The organism is Sphingobacterium sp. CZ-UAM (assembly GCF_002000245.1).
Taxonomy (GTDB): Bacteria; Bacteroidota; Bacteroidia; order Sphingobacteriales; family Sphingobacteriaceae; genus Sphingobacterium.
In genome coordinates this window covers 1,626,575-1,647,976 of sequence record NZ_MTCM01000001.1, presented here as the reverse complement: position 1 = coordinate 1,647,976, position 21,402 = coordinate 1,626,575, and the positions used below count along the sequence as shown (strand labels likewise).

At 39.0% G+C, this 21,402-nt stretch carries 14 protein-coding genes and 1 pseudogene; 9 read left to right on the top strand and 6 right to left on the bottom strand.

All coding sequences use genetic code 11. From position 1 onward, the window contains the following. The first annotated feature begins 10 nt into the window (after positions 1–10). The 5 genes from BWD42_RS07145 to BWD42_RS07125 all read left to right on the top strand — a co-directional run bounded on the left by BWD42_RS07145 (position 11) and on the right by BWD42_RS07125 (position 7,046). Positions 11–2,770 carry a right-handed parallel beta-helix repeat-containing protein gene (locus tag BWD42_RS07145; RefSeq protein WP_077434506.1) on the top strand — a complete coding sequence of 920 codons (2,760 nt, stop codon included), beginning with the start codon at positions 11–13 and terminating at the stop codon, positions 2,768–2,770. Positions 2,771–2,788: 18 nt separating this feature from the next. Next, a complete protein-coding gene (locus BWD42_RS07140; RefSeq protein WP_077434504.1) occupies positions 2,789–4,240 on the top strand; it encodes a sulfatase-like hydrolase/transferase in 1,452 nt (483 codons plus the stop codon). 266 nt (positions 4,241–4,506) lie between these two features. Next, a complete protein-coding gene (locus BWD42_RS07135; protein WP_175991986.1) occupies positions 4,507–5,541 on the top strand; it encodes a thioredoxin family protein in 1,035 nt (344 codons plus the stop codon). Then, positions 5,519–5,764 carry a hypothetical protein gene (locus BWD42_RS07130; protein WP_077434500.1) on the top strand — a complete coding sequence of 82 codons (246 nt, stop codon included), beginning with the start codon at positions 5,519–5,521 and terminating at the stop codon, positions 5,762–5,764. The genes BWD42_RS07135 and BWD42_RS07130 overlap by 23 nt, the downstream gene beginning before the upstream one ends. A 256-nt stretch (positions 5,765–6,020) precedes the next feature. After that, positions 6,021–7,046 (top strand): hypothetical protein, encoded by a 1,026-nt coding sequence (locus BWD42_RS07125; RefSeq protein ID WP_139351044.1) that lies wholly within the window; start codon positions 6,021–6,023, stop codon positions 7,044–7,046. A 133-nt stretch (positions 7,047–7,179) separates the two neighbouring features. On the opposite strand, the gene BWD42_RS07120 is transcribed toward BWD42_RS07125, so the two are convergent. The 4 genes from BWD42_RS07120 to BWD42_RS07105 form a co-directional block, all read right to left on the bottom strand. Then, positions 7,180–8,079, bottom strand: coding sequence for a hypothetical protein (locus BWD42_RS07120; protein ID WP_077434496.1), 900 nt, complete (start codon positions 8,077–8,079; stop codon positions 7,180–7,182). Positions 8,080–8,144: 65 nt separating this feature from the next. Continuing rightward, entirely contained in the window at positions 8,145–9,575 is a 1,431-nt protein-coding gene (locus BWD42_RS07115; protein WP_175991985.1) for a TlpA family protein disulfide reductase, read from the bottom strand. Positions 9,576–9,782: 207 nt separating this feature from the next. Then, entirely contained in the window at positions 9,783–10,418 is a 636-nt protein-coding gene (locus BWD42_RS07110) for a response regulator transcription factor (RefSeq protein WP_077434492.1), read from the bottom strand. Next, a complete protein-coding gene (locus tag BWD42_RS07105) occupies positions 10,405–12,354 on the bottom strand; it encodes a histidine kinase (protein ID WP_077434490.1) in 1,950 nt (649 codons plus the stop codon). The genes BWD42_RS07110 and BWD42_RS07105 overlap by 14 nt, the downstream gene beginning before the upstream one ends. A 278-nt stretch (positions 12,355–12,632) precedes the next feature. Here BWD42_RS07105 and BWD42_RS07100 point away from each other — a divergent pair, with 278 nt between their 5' ends. Beyond that, positions 12,633–13,139 carry a hypothetical protein gene (locus BWD42_RS07100; RefSeq protein WP_077434488.1) on the top strand — a complete coding sequence of 169 codons (507 nt, stop codon included), beginning with the start codon at positions 12,633–12,635 and terminating at the stop codon, positions 13,137–13,139. Between the two features lie 163 nt (positions 13,140–13,302). After that, the gene (locus tag BWD42_RS07095; RefSeq protein WP_254846190.1) at positions 13,303–13,767 is read left to right on the top strand and encodes a hypothetical protein; all 465 of its coding nucleotides are present in this window, start codon (positions 13,303–13,305) and stop codon (positions 13,765–13,767) included. Between the two features lie 312 nt (positions 13,768–14,079). Here the strand turns inward: BWD42_RS07095 and BWD42_RS07090 are convergent, their stop codons facing one another. Both BWD42_RS07090 and BWD42_RS07085 read right to left on the bottom strand, forming a co-directional pair. Next, positions 14,080–15,312 (bottom strand): IS256 family transposase, encoded by a 1,233-nt coding sequence (locus BWD42_RS07090; protein ID WP_077435873.1) that lies wholly within the window; start codon positions 15,310–15,312, stop codon positions 14,080–14,082. Positions 15,313–15,386: 74 nt separating this feature from the next. Further along, a pseudogene (locus BWD42_RS07085) lies at positions 15,387–15,707 on the bottom strand (transposase); the annotation flags it as partial. Between the two features lie 496 nt (positions 15,708–16,203). Here BWD42_RS07085 and BWD42_RS07080 point away from each other — a divergent pair. Together BWD42_RS07080 and BWD42_RS07075 are read left to right on the top strand one after the other, a co-directional pair. Beyond that, a complete protein-coding gene (locus BWD42_RS07080) occupies positions 16,204–19,422 on the top strand; it encodes a SusC/RagA family TonB-linked outer membrane protein (RefSeq protein ID WP_217700018.1) in 3,219 nt (1,072 codons plus the stop codon). Between the two features lie 63 nt (positions 19,423–19,485). Further along, positions 19,486–21,387: a RagB/SusD family nutrient uptake outer membrane protein gene (locus BWD42_RS07075; RefSeq protein WP_175991984.1), complete on the top strand. Its 1,902-nt coding sequence runs from the start codon at positions 19,486–19,488 to the stop codon at positions 21,385–21,387. Positions 21,388–21,402: the final 15 nt, after the last annotated feature.

Genomic DNA, 21,402 nt, shown 5'->3' with positions numbered 1-21,402 from the left:
TGATTGAGAAATGAAATTTTATCCTAGATTACTATTCATACTAGGTTTACTATTTTTTAAAATAGTAAACGGACAGGACCATATTTTTTATGTTTCTCCCAATGGTAACGACGCATACGAAGGCTCTTTTGAAAAGCCGCTCCAATCCTTCAATAAGGTTGTAGATGTCATTTCTGCCCTAGGGAAAGATAAAAATATAAAGGTTTTATTCAGAGGGGGAACATATTATCTTGCACATACCATCAATTTATCGTCTACTGTCAGCAGAACTGGAACAGCGACACTTTCTTTTGAAGCCTACCAAAATGAAAAAGTGGTGATCTCCGGTGCAACAAAACTGACGGATTTAGACTGGAAACCCTGGAAAAACGGCATTTATAAGACTAATGTCTCCGAAACAAGCTTCATGGATCAACTTTTTGTAGATAACGCGCTTCAAATAAAAGCCCGGTTCCCTAATTACGATGAGGAGCGGCCGATTAGGGGGGGGCGGGGCTATCAGGTTGCCCGCGATGGCCCGGATAAACGTTATGATGGCTGGCTGGGATTTGATGCGGATCAATTTTCGACAAAGAACTGGAGTCAGCCTACAACAGGCCTGTTGCATGTGTTTCAGAGCCATAATTGGGGCAATATGCAATACCGTATTAAGGCTATTGATCGTGCTCAAAACCGGATTTTATTGGGTGAAGGAGGTTGGCAATTGCAGCGGAAATACGGTATAGCAAAAGGCTCCCCATTCTTTGTAGAGAATATCCTTGAAGAACTGGATGCAGCTAAAGAATGGTTTTTTGATGCTGCTGGCAAGGTTTTATATTATTACCCGGAATCACCCGACACACTGAGCGGTGCATCCATTGAGGTGGCAGGATTAGAAACATTGATCAAGGTGGGCAATGCCGGAGAATCTGCAGTACGGGGAATCGTTCTTCGTGGCTTAAGGTTCGTTCAGACAAAGAGCGTTTTTATGGAGCCTTATGAACCGCTTGGAATGGGCGATTGGTCCATCCATCGGAGCGGTGCCATCACGTTTGAAAATACCGTCAGATGCGTAGTTGAAGATTGTGATTTTGAGGATATAGGAGGCAACGGGGTTTTCTTTACCAAATATAACTTGAAAGATACCGTTCGCAACAGTCGTTTTTCGCAAATAGGTGAAAGTGCAGTTTGTTTTGTGGGCGACAGTAATGCTGTGAAAGATTATATTACCTGGAATGATATCGAGTTATCGGGACGGTCCTCTGAAGAAAGTAAGCGAAAAATCGATCATTCTGCTGGCCCGAAGACTGTTGATTACCCCCAGTTTTGTGTGGTAGAAAATTGTTTGGCGTCCGATATAGGTTTATATGGTAAGCAGGTAGCAGGCGTATTGATCGCTATGAGCAAAGCGATAAAAGTTGCCCATTGTACAATTTACGATGTGCCACGGGCGGCGATCTGCATTAATGATGGTGCCTGGGGCGGCCATGTGATTGAGCATTGCGATATTTGGAATACCGTGAGGGAGACTGGTGAGCATGGTCCGTTTAACTCCTGGGGCAGAAACCGTTTTTGGCCATATGACGGTAAAGGGCTTACAAAAAAACAAGTATTTCTGGATGCTGAGGATGCTGTCGTATTAAGAAATAACCGTATTGCCAATTCCAGAAAATCCATTAGTGCCGGAAATTGGGCTATAGATTTAGACGATGGTTCTACTAACTATGAAATATACAATAACCTTTGTCTTGGTTCAACATTGAAATTGAGGGACGGTTATTTTAGAAAAGTTTATAATAATATTTTTGTCAGTGCGGTGCCGATGGGCTGGCATGTCTGGCCCCAAAATTCTGACGATGAATATAAACATAATATCATGGCAATCGCTGGGACGGTTCCAGGTGAGCAGCAAGCGACTGATTTTTTTCTGAAGCCCATAAGTATGCCCAAAAATATAAAATGGGGCAATGAGGTTGACAGTAACCTATATTATAACGCAAACTTTATTAATCCGTATTTTAGTCCTGATGTGAAGATCAATACATGGATCGAATCCGGCTACGATGCACATTCAGTTTTTACGGATCCTTTGTTCCGTGATCCTGTAAACGGTGATTATTCCGTAAAACGAGGATCTCCAGCCGAGCACATTGGATTTGAAAATTTTCCCATGGATGATTTTGGACATACCATGAGCAGGATCGTTCCTTTCGAGGGCAGTTTTAGTAAAATGCTAAAAGTTACTTTACTGCCGGACAGAAGAGGTGGACAGATGTATTATACCTTAGATGGGTCTCAGCCAACATTAAGTTCATTGCGATCTACAGATGGTAAATTGACGATTCGTGAAAGTACCGTTGTCCGGATGCAAACATTTAAAAATGGAAGTCCCATTGGGTTTGAATGCCGTGCGGCTTTTAATAAAACTGCTACAGTGACCCATCCATCCTGGTTTGATGCCATTGTACGCAATAAACCGGTCATGCATGTTAAAGGGAAAAAAAATGAACAAAAAATGTTATGGCAGGGAGCTTTACTGACTGAAATCAATGATGGGGATATGGTTGATGCTACAGGGGGATTCACGGAAGGAGTATTTGTGAAAGATGTTCCCAAAGATGCGAGAGCCGCTTCTTTCGGATTAAAATCTTCCGATATTATCATCGCAATCGCTCAATTTAAAACAACAAAACTGGCCGATTTTGAAAACAAACAAAAGGCTTTAAAAGGTAAAATAAAATTAACGGTTTTAAGAGGTTATCAAAAAGTAGAATTATATGTTGATTTATAATTTTTTAAAAATATAGACATGAAAAATTTTAAAATTTTATCCTGCGTTGGTCTATGCCTAATTGCCTTATGTATGCGGGTACAGGGACAAGCTAGACCGAACATATTGATTCTCCTCACGGATGATCAGCGATATAATACGATCCGGGCCTTGGGCAACAATGAAGTTTTTACGCCCAATATGGACCAGTTGGTTCATCAAGGGACTGCTTTTGTTCAGGCCCATATCATGGGGGGAATGAGCGGGGCAATATGCTGTCCAAGCCGTGCAATGCTGATGAGCAGTCGCAGTCTTTTCCGCCTTCGCTCAGATGGAAAATATATTCCAGAGACAGATAAAACATTTCCGGAACTATTTCGGGAAAATGGTTACCAGACTTTTGCAACTGGTAAATGGCATCAGGATAAGCAATCTTTCAACCGCTCATTTGCTAAAGGTGACAATATTTTTTTTGGTGGAATGGTCGCCAAAAAGCATGATCAGTATAATCCTACCTTGCACCACTATGATAGTACAGGAGTATATAATCAACCGTTCGAGGGAGAGGGTTTTACTTCTTATAATTTTGCAAACGCTGCGATTGACTTTTTAAAGGGGAGCCAGTTGTCTGAAAAGCCCTTTTTAATGTATGTCGCTTTTACTTCACCCCACGATCCGCGGACACCGCCAGAGGAATATGGGCACCGTTATGACATGAAAGACGTCTCTCTGCCGGTTTCATTTGCTGCCAAACATCCCTTCGACAATGGGGAATTGTATATCAGAGATGAGATGCTTCTGCCTTTCCCGAGAACGGAAGTGGCTGTTAAGAGCGAGCTGGCGAAGTATTATGGCATGGTCAGTGAGGTAGACTATCAAATTGGACGCATTATAACAGAACTGAAGCGCACAGGACGATACGACAATACGATTATCATATTGGCATCTGATAATGGTTTAGCAGTTGGCGATCACGGTTTATTGGGAAAGCAAAATCCCTATGAAAGTGCGATACGAGTTCCTTTGGTATTCGCCGGACCCGGTATTCCTCAGGATAGAAAAAGTGATGGCATCGTTTACTTAAACGATATATATCCTACCTTATGCACGATGGCACAACTATCTATACCAAGTACTGTTGAGGGAACGTCCATCCATGAGGCATTTAATAAGCTCAAGCGCTTCGAAGGAAGAGACCAGGCTTTTTTTGCCTATTCCAATATTCAACGGGCGATTGTTCGGAATGGCTATAAAATGATCTTGTATAATGTTAAAGGGAAAGAAACTGTTCAGCTATTTAACTTGAAAGATGATCCCAATGAGTTACATGATCTCGCACAAACAGGATGTTGTTCAGCAATTATCAAAAAATTAAGGTTGGATTTAAAGGAAGAGATGGGAAGCTTGGGAGACTTTGGCCATATTGACCAAGCGGGCTGGGGATATCCGGAGAAGATGGAAAAGAAAGATTGGGAAAAACTTAACCCTTAACAATCAAAAGAGCTAAAAACAAATTGATCAAACAAACATCTTATTTTTGAGTCACAGGGACTGTCCAGAAGAGTTGGATAGTCCTATTTTTTGCTATAGAAATGGTGCAGTATCTACTTATATATTTCTGTGAGCTTTTGACGACTCGCTGTCTGCGAACTACATTTTATTTTTTAGGGACAAAACAAGTTTTCGCCCGTCTTCACTATGATAGGCACTTGCATCCGGATATATTGGAAGTGCAGGAAAAATATAAACTGAAATATATGAAAAAATTATTGCTATTTGTGTTCATGATTCCTTGTCTGGCCATGACACAAGAAAAAGGAGTGATCTTTGAACATGGTACCAGTTGGGAAAAAGTGAAGGCCAAAGCAAAGACATTAAATAAATACATCTTTGTCGACTGCTTTACGACCTGGTGTGCCCCCTGTAAATTTATGACTGAGAAGATTTTTCCACAGGAGCAAGTTGGCGCGTTCTTCAACGCTAATTTTGTAAATTTGAAGCTGCAAATGGATCAAACGGCATCCGATAACGAGGAGGTGAAATCCTGGTATGCGGAGGCTAAACGTTTTGAGTCCGAATATAGTGTGGCGGCATATCCTACATTTTTGATTTTTAATCCCCAGGGTGAACTTGTTCATCGGATAATTGGTGGCGAGGAAGATAGTAACCGTTTTATCGAGCAGACGAAAATGGGGCTTGATCCTGCGACCCAACAAGCTCATTTGATCAATAAGTTCGAGGCCAATCCCAAAGATACAACCTTGGCAAAACAAGTTATGCGCATGGGAATTGACAACTATGACCAAAATCTGGCACGGAAAGGGATTCAAGCCTATATCGATGTTGCGGGGGTGGCACCACTTTTTACAAAACAGAATATTGACTTGCTACTGAAAACGACTAATGCTAGTCAATCGCCCAATTTTAAACTGATCTATGACAATAGGGAGCAGATCGACCAGCTGACCAAGCCCGGCACTGCGGATGGCATCCTTGGCCATATTTTGCTCCGGGAATACGTTTTACCAAAGATGGATAAGCCAGGTGACAATGTTGATTTTATGGCTTTGGAGCAAGCTGCGAAAAAAGATTATCCTGCTGTCAATATGACTGAAGCCATGCTATTCACAAAGGTTAAATATTATGTAGAGCGAGAGAACTGGACCGCTTATACCGCTGTCGTCAATAAAGCCATATCGGCGAATATTGCGGAAGTACTACAGCCAAAAATGTTGGATTTCCTTGCCATGTATATTTATGCGGGATGCGATGACCCTGTTTGCATTAAATGAGGCGTTGGCTTGGAGTAAAAAATCGTTGGAAGAAGGCGAGAATCCGATCTATTTAAATACCTATGCGAATTTGCTTTATAGATCCGGAGATAAAGACGGGGGGATCCAATGGAAGGAGCGGGCTATCGCCAAGGCAGACCCAGAGGATAAAGAGAAACTTACAGAGACCTTGGAGAAAATGAAAAAAGGAGAGAAAATAGGAAAAATAGTGCTTAAGCCCTAACTTTAATTTTGTTGTGGCTGATTTTTCGACCTCTTAATACATTTACGGATTGGCATATGGAAAAGATAGGGGATGTATTAGCCTAAAATATTTTTTTATTTTTTTCGGGACAATTAGGCTACTTGTCCGTCTTTGATAATAAGCATTCAGATGTAATGGACCTGGATGTTGCATAATATTATTAGGATAATTAGCTGTGAGGGACGTAAGTTCCTCCAGTTTTTTTGGTTAATCCATGAATTCAAAAATAAACCTTATGCATATTAGATATCATATACTGCTTTTTAGCTCGCTGATTTGGTTCAGTTGTACAAAGGATCCGATCGTCAAGAAAACAGAGCCGCCAGTTCCGGCTCCCGCTGATACAAGTAAAAAAGAACCTGATACACCAAAAGATAAGTATGAACTGCATAAAATACAGTTTCAGGTAAACGAACTTTTTGCTGACGATGCTATAGATGAGCAGGTCTTTCTGGGGAGTATTTGGGATCTCAAGGATACAGTTGGAGGCCCACAATTGGAAAGTATGGCTTCACAGGCAAAAAAGGTGAATTTTCATATCTTATCGTATAATGATCTTTCCGTAGATATGGGTTTTTTTGAACCCAGTTACAGCAATATTTTGGCTTATGCCAACAAGTTCAATAAATCGAAACAGGCGAGCAGTATCAATTATGCAATGAGTACATTTGAGGACTATGCTGAAGTCCAAGGGTACCTCGGTAATTCAGGCGATGTAAAAGCAATGCTATCGCTGGTGAAGCATGCGGACTCGACAACTATTCAGAAACCGAATAGCATGTTGCTTGTTAATAACGTCAATAAATTAAATCTTTTCATAGACCATACAGAATATCTTGATGCATATCCCGAAACAGAAGTTGCCAATTTAATAAATGCAGGTTATTCACCTTATGTATTGGCTTCAGTTACCTACGGCAGCCGGATGATCCTTATGGGGGAGAGTGATTCAACAGGAATAAGTTTAAGAAACACGATCAATAAAGTACTGGATAATAATCTTTTGGATGATCAGGATATCAAAGTACTCGACTGTAGCAAGCTACTGATTTACTGTCGGGGCGGAGGGAAGGAAAGTTTTATCCAGTATCCAGCGGGGGCTAAAGCGATAGAAACAGGGCTTAAGGACTTGCGGCGGTATATGGATCAGACGGAGAATATTTTCGATTATCCGCTCACTTACTCCTTTATGAGTTTAGTGGACTATAGCACGTTGAGTTATTACAATCAATATAGCGTGAGGAAAAAAAAGCAAGAATAGAGCGTCATTTGTTTTTATCAGACCATAGTATTCATTAGAGGAATAAAGGAATGAATATGATATGATCTCAGTAGAAAATGTATTAATATGATTTTAGCTTTATGAATTAGCATCTTTTCTGTGGTATCTGTATCTAGAATACATCTTGGCTATAAAATACATTTGCAAGACGCTTATATAATCTATAATTATGCCGAAATTTGCTGAGCGCATCTGCGCGGATAATATATTCTATCCCTAAAATTGAATTTCTGGAGGCTGTATAGAACTTGGCTAGCCCATTGGAATCATAGTGTAGTGTTAATCTGTAATCACCAACCAGTATACCCTTGGCGTCTACAGTATATGTAGAAGCATGAAGTATTTTATTATTTTTATTGCTTACAAGCAAATAAAATTCTATAGGTTCAGCGTTGAGTCCGTTTTTCAAATTTTCCAGTATGCCATTGAATTCGTCTTCAGAAAAATAGGCGTCGGAGACACTGCTTCCAGTTTCCGGGAAATAAGTGCCTCTTGGTGGAATGTCGGTAAGCGTATGACCTTTGATTCCTGTTCTGGGAGGATAACTCTCGACTGTTGGGAGACCCTTAAATTTGCCTGTTACGACATTCCGTATGTAGGTATTTGTTGCATCAAAATACCCAATGTCAAGCGTTTTACCATTGATTGAAAAAGTCGTCACAGCAGTGGAATCTTTTTGTATATATCCATACTGTCGGACAAGTCCAGTGTAAATGTTTTTATAATAGGTTACCTGAAGTTCCCGTACCGTTTGATCATCTTTCCATAGGAGCGTCGTGAATAACGTGGAATCCCCTTTTTTCTCAATCACAGTACCTTCCCAATCAGCTTTGTTTCTTAGAGCAAAAGCTGATGGATTCTCGTTGTGTATTACCTGCCTGTTGTACCATTTGGACAGCTGCTCGACCTCCTTGCTCACTGGTGAAGGCTGCTCAATTTTTTTTTCTCTGAGGCAGGCGTAGATCATTCCAACTAGCATTACCAGCAATAAACTTTTGAACGCAATTTTCATACATCACTCGGATAATTTATAGTGTAAGACGGGGAAATCAAGATTGTATATCCTTAACGGTAATACTATTGTTTTGCCAGTTCAATCATTGTTTCCATTTCCATTAGGCTTTCTTCCGCATTAAAGTTGCCACCTGTATATTTAAAGCGAATTAATCCAGCCTTGTCAATAACAATTTTTGTCGGAATATCCTGTACATTATATAACTCAGCTGTTGATGTTGCTTCACCTTCCCTTTTGTCAAAAAGCACTTCAAAATTGTATTTTTTATCCAGCATAAATTGAATCACTTGTTCCTTATGATTTTCCTCTTGCTCAAAACAATTTATAAATAAGAATTGCACCTCATTATCGTCTTTATATTGATCGACTGTGGCCTGCATACCCGGAAATGAGCCTACACATGGTACACACCAAGTCGCCCAGAAGTCTAGGACTACTACTTTACCGGCTAGATCTGCAAGTGATACGATATTGCCTTTTCGATCCTGTAAAGAGAAAGCAGGTGCTGTTTTATTTATCATTTCAGCACGATATTTTTTCTCGAGTTCAGCTTTTTTTTGAGCCAGTTGAGGGTTTATATATTTATCGATATAGGTTTGAAAAGTAGCTTTATCATTCAACCGCATATAGATGGGCTCGAGTACGTTCAAGATATTCCTGTTTGCACCATTTTCCATGATGTAGTTGTGTAATTTGTCGAAAGCTTCCTGATTTTTTTCTTTTTGCATCCATGCCCGTGCCAATGCAATCGTATTAGTTTCGTCAGGATAAATCGAATCGAAATCTTGAAGGGGTTGCAGTGCAGCATCGATTTGACCATTCGCTAACAATGCTTGGCCGAGTAAACTTGCGGTTTCAGGAAAATATCCTAAGAAATAAGAATCCTCTTTTGTTGTGTTCTTCTTATTGTATAAGGACTTTAGATTTAGATAAAGCTCCTGTAACAATAGGATGGCAATTTCAGGTTTATTTTGAACCATAAATTCCTTCGCAGAAGCTAGTCGTATATTATAGGAGTCTTTTTTCTTAACGTTTTGATTGGTTAAATAGCTGTTTACTTTTTCCATATTTCCTTCTTTGGCATACTGCAATGCGATAGCCATCGGAGCTTTACGATGATAACCCCGATATTTTTCTGGAAAGCTATCTTCCGGAAATCTGGTTAACCAGTGTTGATAAGCATCTTCTAAAGTTTCGGCGGATGCTTGCGGATCATCAAATATTTTTAGATACTCCATTGTTAGTGCTGTAACCCCATTGGGGAATTGCTTCAGTATAAAACTATTCAATTCCTGCGCTTTATCTGGCTGTCCGAGAATTCCATAGCCCCATGCGGCATAAGTGAGCTCGATCTCATCTTTGCTTTGGCTCAATGTGGATACCTCCTGTTCCAACTTCTTCTTGTCAGCAGGATTGCGGCTCTTAGCCCAGGCATTCAGACTATCATTTGATGTTTCTTTTATAATGCGCCGTTGCGAGAAAATCTGAGCCATAGTTTGTTGGTGGATTACTCCTACTATAAAAAAAGTTAGTATGAGCGTTTTTGTTATGTTAAAATGAAATAATGTCATTTGTTTGAAATCGCTTACCTGTATATATTTTATATGACGATCTAATACACAAATTGTCCCGAAGAAATATGATCTATTTAAGCGAACTGTTGACCCGAGGTCTGTTGATCTTATTATATCCTGATTACTTCAAAGTAGCCCTTGTTGCGTAGCGTTACTTATCAATTCAGCAATATTTTTTGCCTGAAATTTTTGTAGTAGGTTTTTCCTGTGATTTTCTACTGTGAATCGACTTAGAAAAAGAATTTCTGCTATTTTTAAAGAGGTGAAACCCTGTGCAACTAATTTTAAAATTTCATTCTCTCTTGGTGTTAGTTTGACAAAAGTCCATTGTGTTCTTACTTGTGGTTTAGACATTACTTCTGCAATTCCACTGCTGAAAACAATTTTACCTTTTAAAGCTTCTCTCACACAGTTCGTAATTTCCTCAATTGATGCATCTTTAAGGATGTAGCCATTTGCTCCATTTTTTAACATTTTAGTAACAGCACTTCGCGCTTGATGATTGCTTAAGCCGATTACGATAGTATAGGGCGCTATTTTTTTTATTTCCTTACATAAAGCCATTCCATTGATATCTGGTAAAATAATATCGATTAAAGCCACATCTACAGATTTCCCTCTTAAAAACGACAGCAAATCATTTCCTCGAGTAAAGTTTGCTATAACTTCAAATTCAGTATTTTTGGTAAATATTTTAACTAATCCTTCTAAAACAATAGGATGGTCATCGACAATGATTAATGTTGGTTTATGATCTAACATGTAATTCTATATTTATTAAGGTACCAGGTTGATTTATTTTTGATCTAACTTCTATTTTTCCATTTAAATATGCTATACGACTCCTAATGTTGTTTAAGCCAATTCCTTGTTTTTCGTGTAAAAAATTGATGTCAAATCCTTTTCCATCATCCTCCAGATTAATAGAAAAGATTGGTTTGTTATAAGTACATTGCAAGAGCACATTTTTAGCATTGGCATGTTTTACAACGTTGGTAAGCAGCTCTTGTACAATGCGATAAATCGTGATTTGTATTTGTTGAGGAGTAGTATTTTCTAAACCCGTGAATTGATAATGTACTTCAAAATCATCAGATGCTAGTGATTCGCACAAATCACTCAAAGCTGCTTCTAAACCGAGAGTCATTAACATTTCTGGCATCATATCGTGTGCAATCCGTCTAAGTTCGTTTATCGAATACCCTAGCTGATCTATAATCTCATTGAGTTCTAGCGTTGGATTTTCTTTAGCAAATTGCCTCAAATTTAATTTCACCACAGTAAGCATATTTCCCAAACCATCGTGTAAATCTCTGGCTATCCGATTGCGTTCCTTTTCCTGGCCCTCCAACATAAACTGGACGAATTGAATTTGTGCTTTCTGTGAGATGTTCTTTTTTTGGTTACGATAATAATAGATGCCAAAAATAAGTAGAGATAGCGTTAGAAAACTTATTGAACCCAGTAGCCAGTTAAGCAAGTAACTATTTTTGGTTGCTAAACGGGATTTTTCATTAGCGATCTTTAATTCGTTAATTTGCCTGTTATTTTCAGCACTTCTGAATTTTATTTCCACCTTATTTACTTCCTCTTTTAATCTAATATTGTTTGCACTATCTCTTAAAAGAGTATATTTTTCAAGCCATTTATAAGCTTCAGGTAAGTTTTTAAGTTTGCTATAGGTTTCATAAGCTTGCTTATAATGAAGTGTTTTAGCTTCTATATACGTGTTACTATCGCCCTTTATGATTTCCATAATAATATCTCGTGCGGCATCATGATTTTCTTGTTCGTTAAGAATGTTGTATTTCTGATTTAAGAGATTATTTTTTGCCAGGCCCAGGTTTAATTTTTTCGCCATTTCTAAGCCTTTATTTAACACAATAAGAGACTTATCGAATTGTTTTAGCTTTAACCAATAATAACTTTCGAATCCACAGTAATAAACAAAGGACGATGTATTGGTACGGGCTTTTAAAAGCGATCTGGCTTTATTGAGCAATATTTTGGTTTCCTCAAATCTATTTAGCACCATACTATTTCTTGCGCTATTATTATAAGCATTTGCTAAAACCATCGTGTCTATCTTTATGTTTTCCAATACGTCTATGCTTTTCTCAAAATAAACCGAAGCTTTTTCATTTTGGCTTAAGCCACTTAACAAATTGGCGACATTCGCATAAGCTGTCCCCACCATTGGCAGATTTCCAGACAATGTTGCTAATGGAACTACTTTATTTAATAAAATATCTATAGCTTGGTTATGTTTATTTTCTGTAGACAATAAAATAGAATAATTGTTCCACAACTTGGCCCGCGCTATGTAATAATCTTTAGTTTTACCATACGCAAATACACTATCTGCCTTTAAGAGGTATTTTTTTGCATTTATCTTATTGTTTATGTACATCGAATTCATGCCCATAGAATATAGGTAAGTGGCATACAAATAATGGGAGCTTTTACTCATTTTTTTTCCCTGTATTAGAAAGTACCTAGCCTTTACAGTATCTTTTTCTTTACCCCAGTATCTTGATAAAGCAAAGTAGGCTATTATCTTAACGCTATCGGACTGTTTATTTCGTTTGTCAATTATAGCATTTAGACTGTCAACAAATTTTCGGCTATTTGGAGGTATTAATTGTGCCTTATTTAGAATGGGTAATAACAATAAAGCAATTAGACAGATTCTCTTCATAACATTTGAAACTATTGTATAGAATTAATCATAGTTGGAGCTTTGTAATTAATATTTTTAATACAATCTTTTTCTACTTTATTCTCAAATATAAGTTAAAATAAAAAGAGAAAACAGCTGTTTTCAGCTAGATATAAAAATAGCTATTTACAGCTATAAAATAGCTTATTCTTATGTCTAATTTTGATATATAGCCATAGAAAGGGGCTTATATTGGACGCGGTAAAGTAACCGGGTACTCTCAAACTTAAGTATCAGTTAATTAAATACTAAAATCGATGAAAAAAACAGTAATCATTTGTTTCGCCTCTTTATTATTTGGCATCACTACAGTAAGTGCACAAGGTATTTTAGATAAAATAGACAAGGCGGCAGATAGAGTAGACAGAGCATCAAATACAGCAGATAATGCGGCAGCCAAAGGTGACAAAGCAGGAAAGTTAGTGGGTAAACTAGGTAAGCTCTTTAAAAAGAAATCGGCTTCAGAGAGCGATACAGAAAACAATAAGATATCAGGCAATAAAACCACGGTAAGCGTCAGCGGCAGCAGTGTTACCTTTGCGCAGCTTAAAAAAATACAGGGATCTCTAGAGGCTTCCTCGAAAGTAAAGAAAGCTACTGCGAAATTAAATGCGAAGGCCTCTTCCATTATTGTAATACATCAGGGTAGTACGGAGGACCTGTTGAAAGAATTTCTGAAAAACTCTAAAGATTTTACAGAAGATAACGTTACAGAAATTGAAGATGGGAAGATTAGTTTAGAAATTAAGAATAAGAAAAATTAGGAATCTTTCTTTGTTTTTCTTTCATGAAACTGTTCTTGTAAGAATGGGTGTGGTATTCGAATCTAAGTTTTAAAATTTAAAACCAATAAAAATGAAAACATTCAAATCTCTTATTTTTCTTATGTTATTAAGTTTTGTAACTACTCTTTTAGGATGTGACAAAATGGAGGATCCGAACACCGATACCATTCATGATGAAAGCTTTCTAACCTGCAAAATAAATGGAGAGCTGCGCAAGTTTAATTATGCAGTCAATGCGAACGATAAACCCGCGACCGAAGTTGAACATTTCGTGGTTATTGGTGGGTGGGAAAAGGAGGATATGAATATAGGATTTGGTATTAGTCTTTTAATACCGGAAAAAGAAGGTGTAAAAGAAACCACCTATTCCGTAGCAGGTACTAACACGTTAGAACTTGACGCAGATTATTATATCCAGAATTGGAATGGAGGCAAACATACAGGTACTACGGTTTATTCGGGCGGCAGAAGCGATGGAACCAATTTCACTTTAACTATTACCAGTCTAACAAAATGGGGAGTGAAAGGCACATTTTCCGGACGTCTACAAAACGGCTCTGCTTATGTTGTTGTTACAGACGGTAAATTTTCGGCACCTTATAACTAGAAAATATCTTGGGAAATTTCATCTTGGATTTATTCAGTTTTTTAAACATCTTAATTTAAAATGAAATAGCAAACAAAAAAGCTATCCTGAATTTTGATCGGACGACCCACAGCGAACCAACGATGGAGCTTGAAATCAATCCTTTAAAAGCAAGAAAATATTATTTTAATGTGAGTTCGGTTTAAGCAGTAAGGGATAATTGCTTTTCTTGCTGTTCAAACTGAATATTTAATGATGTTTTTTTAGGAAAAAACGTATATGCGGCCAACGCTCCTGGGAGTGTAACACCAACTGTGTCATTGGATTAAAAACTTAAAAACCTCTTTCGAGTTTGAGTCTATCCCCAAATCTAATATATAGTTGGGATATAGTCAAGCCCCAGTTATGTATTGGCATCGTCCATTTTTTAGAAATATCCCTAATAATCAGATACATCAGCTTCAATAAAGCCTGTTCAGAGCTAAACGCTCCCTTGGACTTAGTAATCTTTCGTATCTGACGGTGTATTCCCTCAATCGGATTTGTGGTGTATACAATCTTGCGAACCTGTTCTTCGTACTCAAAGAAAGTGGAAAGATTAGTCCAGTTATCGATCCAGGATTTGGCGGCAAGAGGGTATTTCTTGCCCCATTTTTCTTCGAAAGATAGGAGGTTTTCATACCCCATTTCTTCGTTTACGGCTTTATAGACCGGCTTTAGATCATCCATTACAAGCTTTTTATCTTTCTCGGTTACGTACCGCATGCTTGTTCTGATCTGGTGGACAATGCACAGTTGGATCTTTGTTTTCGGAAAAATAGCTTCTATGGCTTCTGGGAATCCTTTTAGACCATCAATACAGGCAATAAGGATGTCTTCCACGCCACGCTGCTTAAGGTCAGTAAGAACCGAAAGCCAGAACTTCGCCCCTTCATTTTCTGAACTATAAAGTCCGATCAGCTCTTTTTTACCATCCATACCCACTCCCAGTATGTTATAAATAGCTCTTGATTCTACGGTACCGTTTTGACGGACTTTATAATGCATACAGTCCAGGAAGACAAAAGGATACACCGCTTCCAATGGCCTGCTCCGCCATTCATTCACAGCAGGAAGCACACTTTCGGTAATCCGGGATATCTCCGTGGCAGAGATCTCCATGGCGTACATTTCACGGATAAACTCACTTATTGCCCGTGTGCTCATTCCTTTAGCATACATGCTCAGTACATGGCCTTCAAGCTGTTCGGTAATGATTAACTGTCTTTTTGGTACCACTTTCGGTTCGAACGTTCCTGACCTATCCCGTCCTGTTTCAAGCTCAAAAGTTCCGGTATGGAGACCCCGGACTGTCTTTTTTGTTTTGCCGTTGCGCCGGTTGCTATTGCCCGAAGCTTTTTCTTCGTTCAGGTGGTTCTCCAGTTCGCCATCCATCATCGATTCCAATAGATGCTTCATCAACGGCGCCAGAACGCCATCATTGGGAGACAAACTTTTACCTTCGTAAAGACCTTGCATGGCTTCTGCCTTGAAGCGTTCAAAGTCAAATGGGTCTTTTTCTTTCATGACCATGTCGTTTGAATAATTGAATATAAATAATCTTATCGAATTATTCCGTTGACACAGTTCAGGTTACAGTCTCACGCTCCTAAAATATTCAATAAAAAGTTGTTTATTGATCGATGTCTAGTATGCTGTATCTTGCATATATTTTTTAGTTCGTCGTTCACAAATTCTATTATCGCTCTTTTTCAGAGCATAATTTTATCAGTCTGACTTAGGATCATGCCTTTCATATTTTTCTGGGGCTTTGTTTTCATCTGTATTCCATTTCCCCGAAGGATGTCTGCGATGGCCTTTGAGATATAGCCTTTATCTCCATAAAGTTTTCCAAAAATATCCTTTGTCATATCCATCATAAGTCGCAGGTTCCAGTCATCAACATTCCCTTTGGTGAGATAAAATGAAACAACGCATTATAACAAATAGTATGAACAGAACCGGCAGGCGTAGATCATTCCAACAGCCATTACCAGCAATAAACTTTTGAACGTAATTTTTATACATCACTCGGATAATTTATAACGATTAAGGTAGGAAGATCAGTATTTTGAAGTCTATCAATTGACGTTTCTTTTATGATACGCTGTTGGGAGAAAAACTAAACCATACCCCAGGGACGGCTTCCAACTGTCCTGACCGAAATATCGTTGAAGATGGCTATCCCGGCTCTTCATAGTAGTGGTCAGATCGAGTTTACTAAAGGGTTTTTTAAACCTTAATCTGTCGTTAGAATCTTCGTTCGCCATTATTAAATAATAATTCTTAGGGACATTTCGACAACTCAACCGTCTTATACATTAATCTTTATAAAACCTTTATGTGAACTGTAGGCCAGGTCTAATCGAGTAGGATTGATGCTGGTTATTTTAACCAATTATTAAATTAAAAAAACAAATGAAGAAAAGAAATCAACGAAGCTACGCCAGTTGGCCTTATGTAAGGCTTTACCTCTGTCTATGTTTAATGTTACTCTCGGTAACAACTTTTGCGCAGACCAGAGAGGTCTATGGAACAGTCCAGGATAGTGCGGGGAATATTCTTCCAGGAGTTACTGTCTCCACCAAAAATGAAAGTTCGAAGACGACCACGACCGATGTAAATGGTAAATACATTATTACGATGTCGGATAGTAAATCTATCTTGGTTTTTTCAATGGTCGGTTATAGTAAACAAGAGATCGATACCAAGGGCAGCACCATGCTGAATGTCGTGATGAAGCAGTCTCCCGACGCAAAACTTGATGAGGTCGTTGTCACAGGGTTCGGTAGTACACGGAAGCGTACTGATATGATTGGTGCTATCACGACTGTTCGCCCCAGCGAATTAAAAGTACCGTCGAGTAATTTAACGCAGGCATTACAGGGACGGATTGCTGGTGTTATTGGCTTCCAGCGAAGTGGTGAACCGGGGTTGGATGATGCCGACTTTTATATCCGTGGTATCGCCACTTTTGGAACACAGAATAAACCATTGATACTGATTGATAATATAGAAAGTAGTGTCGATGACCTCGCGATTCTTCAGACTGATGATCTGGAGAGTTTTTCAGTAATGAAGGATGCCACTGCGACAGCGATATACGGTTCCCGTGGGGCCAATGGTGTTATCCTTGTTGCTACAAAAAAGGGGTATGAGGGACCGGCGACGGTGTCACTCCGACTTGAAAATACAATATCTCAACCAACAAAGCAGATCAGATTGGCAGACCCAATCACTTATATGAAACTTCATAATGAAGCTATTTTGACCCGTTCTCCTTTACAGGAATTGGTCTATTCGTACGATAAAATTGATAATACCGGTAAACCTGGGGCGAACCCCTTTGTTTATCCCATGACCAATTGGAGAGAAGAGTTACTGAAACGTTCAACGATGAACCAACGTGTCAATGCCAACCTGAGTGGTGGTGGACAATTAGCCCGTTATTATGTTTCGGGAGCATTTACACAGGATAATGGATTATTGAAAACTGATGAACGCAACACATTTAGCAGTAATGCACGAAATCGAATGGTGAGTTTGCTGTCCAATATCACTTTAAATTTTAAGCGGTCTACGTTATTGATTCGGTTGAATGGTCAGTTTGAGCAGTATTCCGGTCCCATCCCGGGAGGAGCAGGCATGTATAGAAATATTATGCGCAGTAACCAGACATTATTCCCCGCATTTTTTGAACCGGATGAAAAGACCGCCCATCTCAATCATATTCTGTTTGGCAATACAAGATTGTCCATAAAAGATGAGCTTCCATCCAGCTATAATCCTTATGCTGATCTAATGCGTGGGTATCAGCAAAAAAATAGATCAAATATGGGAGCAATGCTCGAATTTAATCATGATTTTTCCAATATTATTGACGGTTTGAAATTTAGGGTTATGGGAAATACTTCACGACAATCTTCTTTTTCAATTGATAGGGCCTATAATCCATTCTATTACGATTTAGGTTCCTATAATGCGCAAACTGGAAAGTACTCGATCAATGCGATCAATCCGAAAACAGGTACAGAATTTTTAAATTTCAATGAAAGTGTACCAGAGGTTTTTTCGATTATGTATTTGGAATCTACGTTAACCTACGCTAAAACCATTGCCGAAAAACATAATTTATCAGGCCTGTTGGTCTATAATATGCGTGATAAATTGCAGACAGGAATTCGTCTGAATGGTGGTCCAGCTACCATCCAGACATCCCTGCCTTTCCGTAATATGGGCATATCTGGAAAAATGAGTTACACCTATGACAGCCGTTATTTTGCAGAGTTTAATTTCGGTTATAATGGATCAGAACGTTTTGCCAAAGCCAAACGGTATGGATTTTTCCCTTCTGTCGGTGCAGCCTGGACAATTTCCAATGAAAAGTTTTTTGCGCCCTTAAAAAAGAGCATTACTAACTTCAGGTTGCGTGGTACTTATGGTATTATCGGTTATGACGCTATTGGTGATGCATTTGACCGTTTCTTCTATTTATCGGAAATTGATATGCGCAGTAATAGTAAGAGCTATCGATTTGGCTCAAATTTAGATGAGCCATCCATTTTGGGTATCGACGTATTGCGCTATGCGAATGAAAATATTACCTGGGAGAAATCTTATCAAAAAAATATCGCATTGGAACTCGGTCTGTTTAACAACTATATCTTCAATGTAGACCTGTATCATAACCGAAGAACAAATATGCTACAGACCCGCACAGATATACCATCTACCATGGGTTTGGCGGCTACTCCGCGTGATAATATTGGCGAAGGTGTGAGTAAAGGAATCGATATCAATGCCACGATGAACAATAAATTTATCGGTGAAAACTTTACGCTTTCAGCTTTCGGCAATTTTACATTAGCGAAAAGTAAGTATACCAAATTTGAGGAACCTGATTATGACGAATCCTACCGGTCAAAAATTGGTCATTCGTTTAAGCAGGAGTTTGGCTATATCGCTGAACGTTTGTTTGTCGATGAGGCTGATGTAGCTAGTTCACCACGTCAGACTTTTGGTGCTTATGGTGCGGGTGATATTAAATTTCGTGATGTGAATGGAGATGGTATCATCACTGGAAGGGATCAGGTTCCTTTAGGATTTCCTACTACGCCAGAGATTTTATATGGTGCAGGGTTTACATTGGGGTACAAAGGCGCACATCTGTCGCTATTTTTTCAGGGCTCAGCACGTCAAAGCTTCTGGATAAATGCAGGCGCAGGTTTAGTTCCAGATAACTTTGGAACTGCACCTTTTATAGGTGACAAACAACTACTGCAAGCATACGTAGACGATCATTGGTCTGAAAGCAACCGTAATATATATGCCTTATGGCCGAGACTCACAGCTGATGCTAGTTTTGGACTTGGAAATAATTCCGTCAACAATACGTGGTTTATGCGTGATGGTTCCTTTATCAGACTAAAACAGGCGGAGATTGACTATAATTTTACGCAAAATGGCAGTAAGGGACTTCTCAAGCGCGCTCATATCAAACAGCTGCGCATATATGCTAATGGCAGTAACCTACTGGTGTGGTCTCCTTTTAAATTATGGGATCCGGAAATGGCTGGAAGTGGCTTGAATTACCCTTTGCAAAGGGTATTTAATATGGGCATCCTAGCTTCTTTTTAAGCTGGAAACTTGATAAGTTTTAAATCCACTAAAATGATTTTTTTACAGTTGAAAATTAAAAATATGATGAATTATTTGATCGTTAAATGTCGGTGCTTGCTTGTTTTGCTCAGTTTGAGCTGCTGCTGGTCCTGTCAGAAATTTATTGATGTCGTACCAGATAATATCGCTGGCATAGACAATGCATTTTCGGTACGGAGCGAGGCACAGCGCTATCTGGCCACCTGCTATAGTTATATTCCCAATATCAGTGATCCAAACGTTAATCCAGCCTATTTTGCCGGAAATGAATTTTGGCATTATCAGCCCGTAAATTTTTATAGGAATAATGTTCTTGAGGTGGCCCAAGGCCAGCTATCTGTAACAAATCCTCAGTTCAATATCTGGGATAATGGGATGTTCCAAGCCATTAGAGACTGTAATATTTTTTTGGAGAATATTGGTCGAGTACCCGATATCGAAGAATATGAGCGAAATTATTGGATTGGGGAGGTGAATGTATTAAAGGCGTACTATCATTATCTGTTAATGCGGCAGTACGGTCCGATTCCTAATATTAAGATAAATCTGCCGGTTATAGCACCGACAGCGGAGACTCGCGTATTCCGCAATACTTTTGACGAAAACTTGGATTATATCGTAGGCATTATTGATAGCAATATGAATTTATTGCAGGAACGCTATATTAGCCGTCCGACGGAAGCAGGCCGGATTACGAAGACAGTCGCAGCGGCGATCAAAGCGGAGATTCTTTTAACGGCCGCGAGTCCACTATTCAACGGTAATATGGATTACGCGAGTCTAGTGGATGCAAAGGGTACTAAATTAATGAATACCGAGTTTAGTATCGCTAAATGGGAAAAAGCAGCTGAAGCCTATAAAGATGCCATCGCGTATGCTGAAACCATTGGCGAGAATAAGATGTATACCTATAGTTTGGAAGCCGTGCAACGTGTTATCCCTGATTCTTTAAAATTTGAACTGAATATCCGTAATGCGTACACCAGTAATTTAAATCCTGAAATTGTTTGGGCCAAAACCAATTCATTTGTTTATCAATCAGCCGGACAGACAAAGGTGGACAAAGGTCGGGCTTCCGTATTTGTGGCCCAGAGTCTTGCACCGACATTAGAAGCTGCTGAATTATTTTATTCCAATCATGGGGTGCCCATTACCGAAGATAAGACGTTTGATTATGCAAATCGGTATGAATTAAAAAAAGCAGTATTCAAAGACCGTTATTATATCCGTGAAGGTGAGGAGGCGGCAAAAGTCCATTTTGACCGTGAACCACGTTATTATGGCTCCATCGGCTTTGATAGAGGGGTATGGTATGGAAATGGACGCTATTCGGAATCGAATGCTGCAAATTATTTTTATGTGCAGAGCAGAGCCTATGAAGTAGGCGGACGTACACGGATTGATGCTTTTTCGATTACGGGTATGTTTGCCAAGAAAATCGTTAGTCCGGAGTCTGTCATTGAGCAGAATAGTTATTCACAAAAACGCTATTTAGCACCTATTTATCGGATGTCCGCTTTATATCTGGCCTATGCTGAGGCGCTTAATGAAGTCAATGGACCAACTGCTGAGGTATATGCTTTATTGGATAAAATTAGGAGCAAATATGGATTACCGGGTGTGAAAGAAGCTTGGGCCAATTATTCAAAAAATCCAAATAAACCAGATACAAAAGAAGGGCTACGTGCAATTATCCAGCAGGAACGGATGATTGAGCTGATGTTTGAAGGACAGAATTTCTGGGATATCAGGCGCTGGAATATTGCCAATACCATGTATACGAAAGCCACGAGAGGATTTAACATTGTTAAGATCAGTGCCAAAGATTACAATGTGCCACAGATCTTAAATAACAGAATTTACTCCTTCCGGGAAAATTTTTGGCCGATTAAAGAGGAGTCGATTATCAGAAATCGCAATCTGGTTCAAAACCCTGGCTGGTAATAAATGAAAATATAT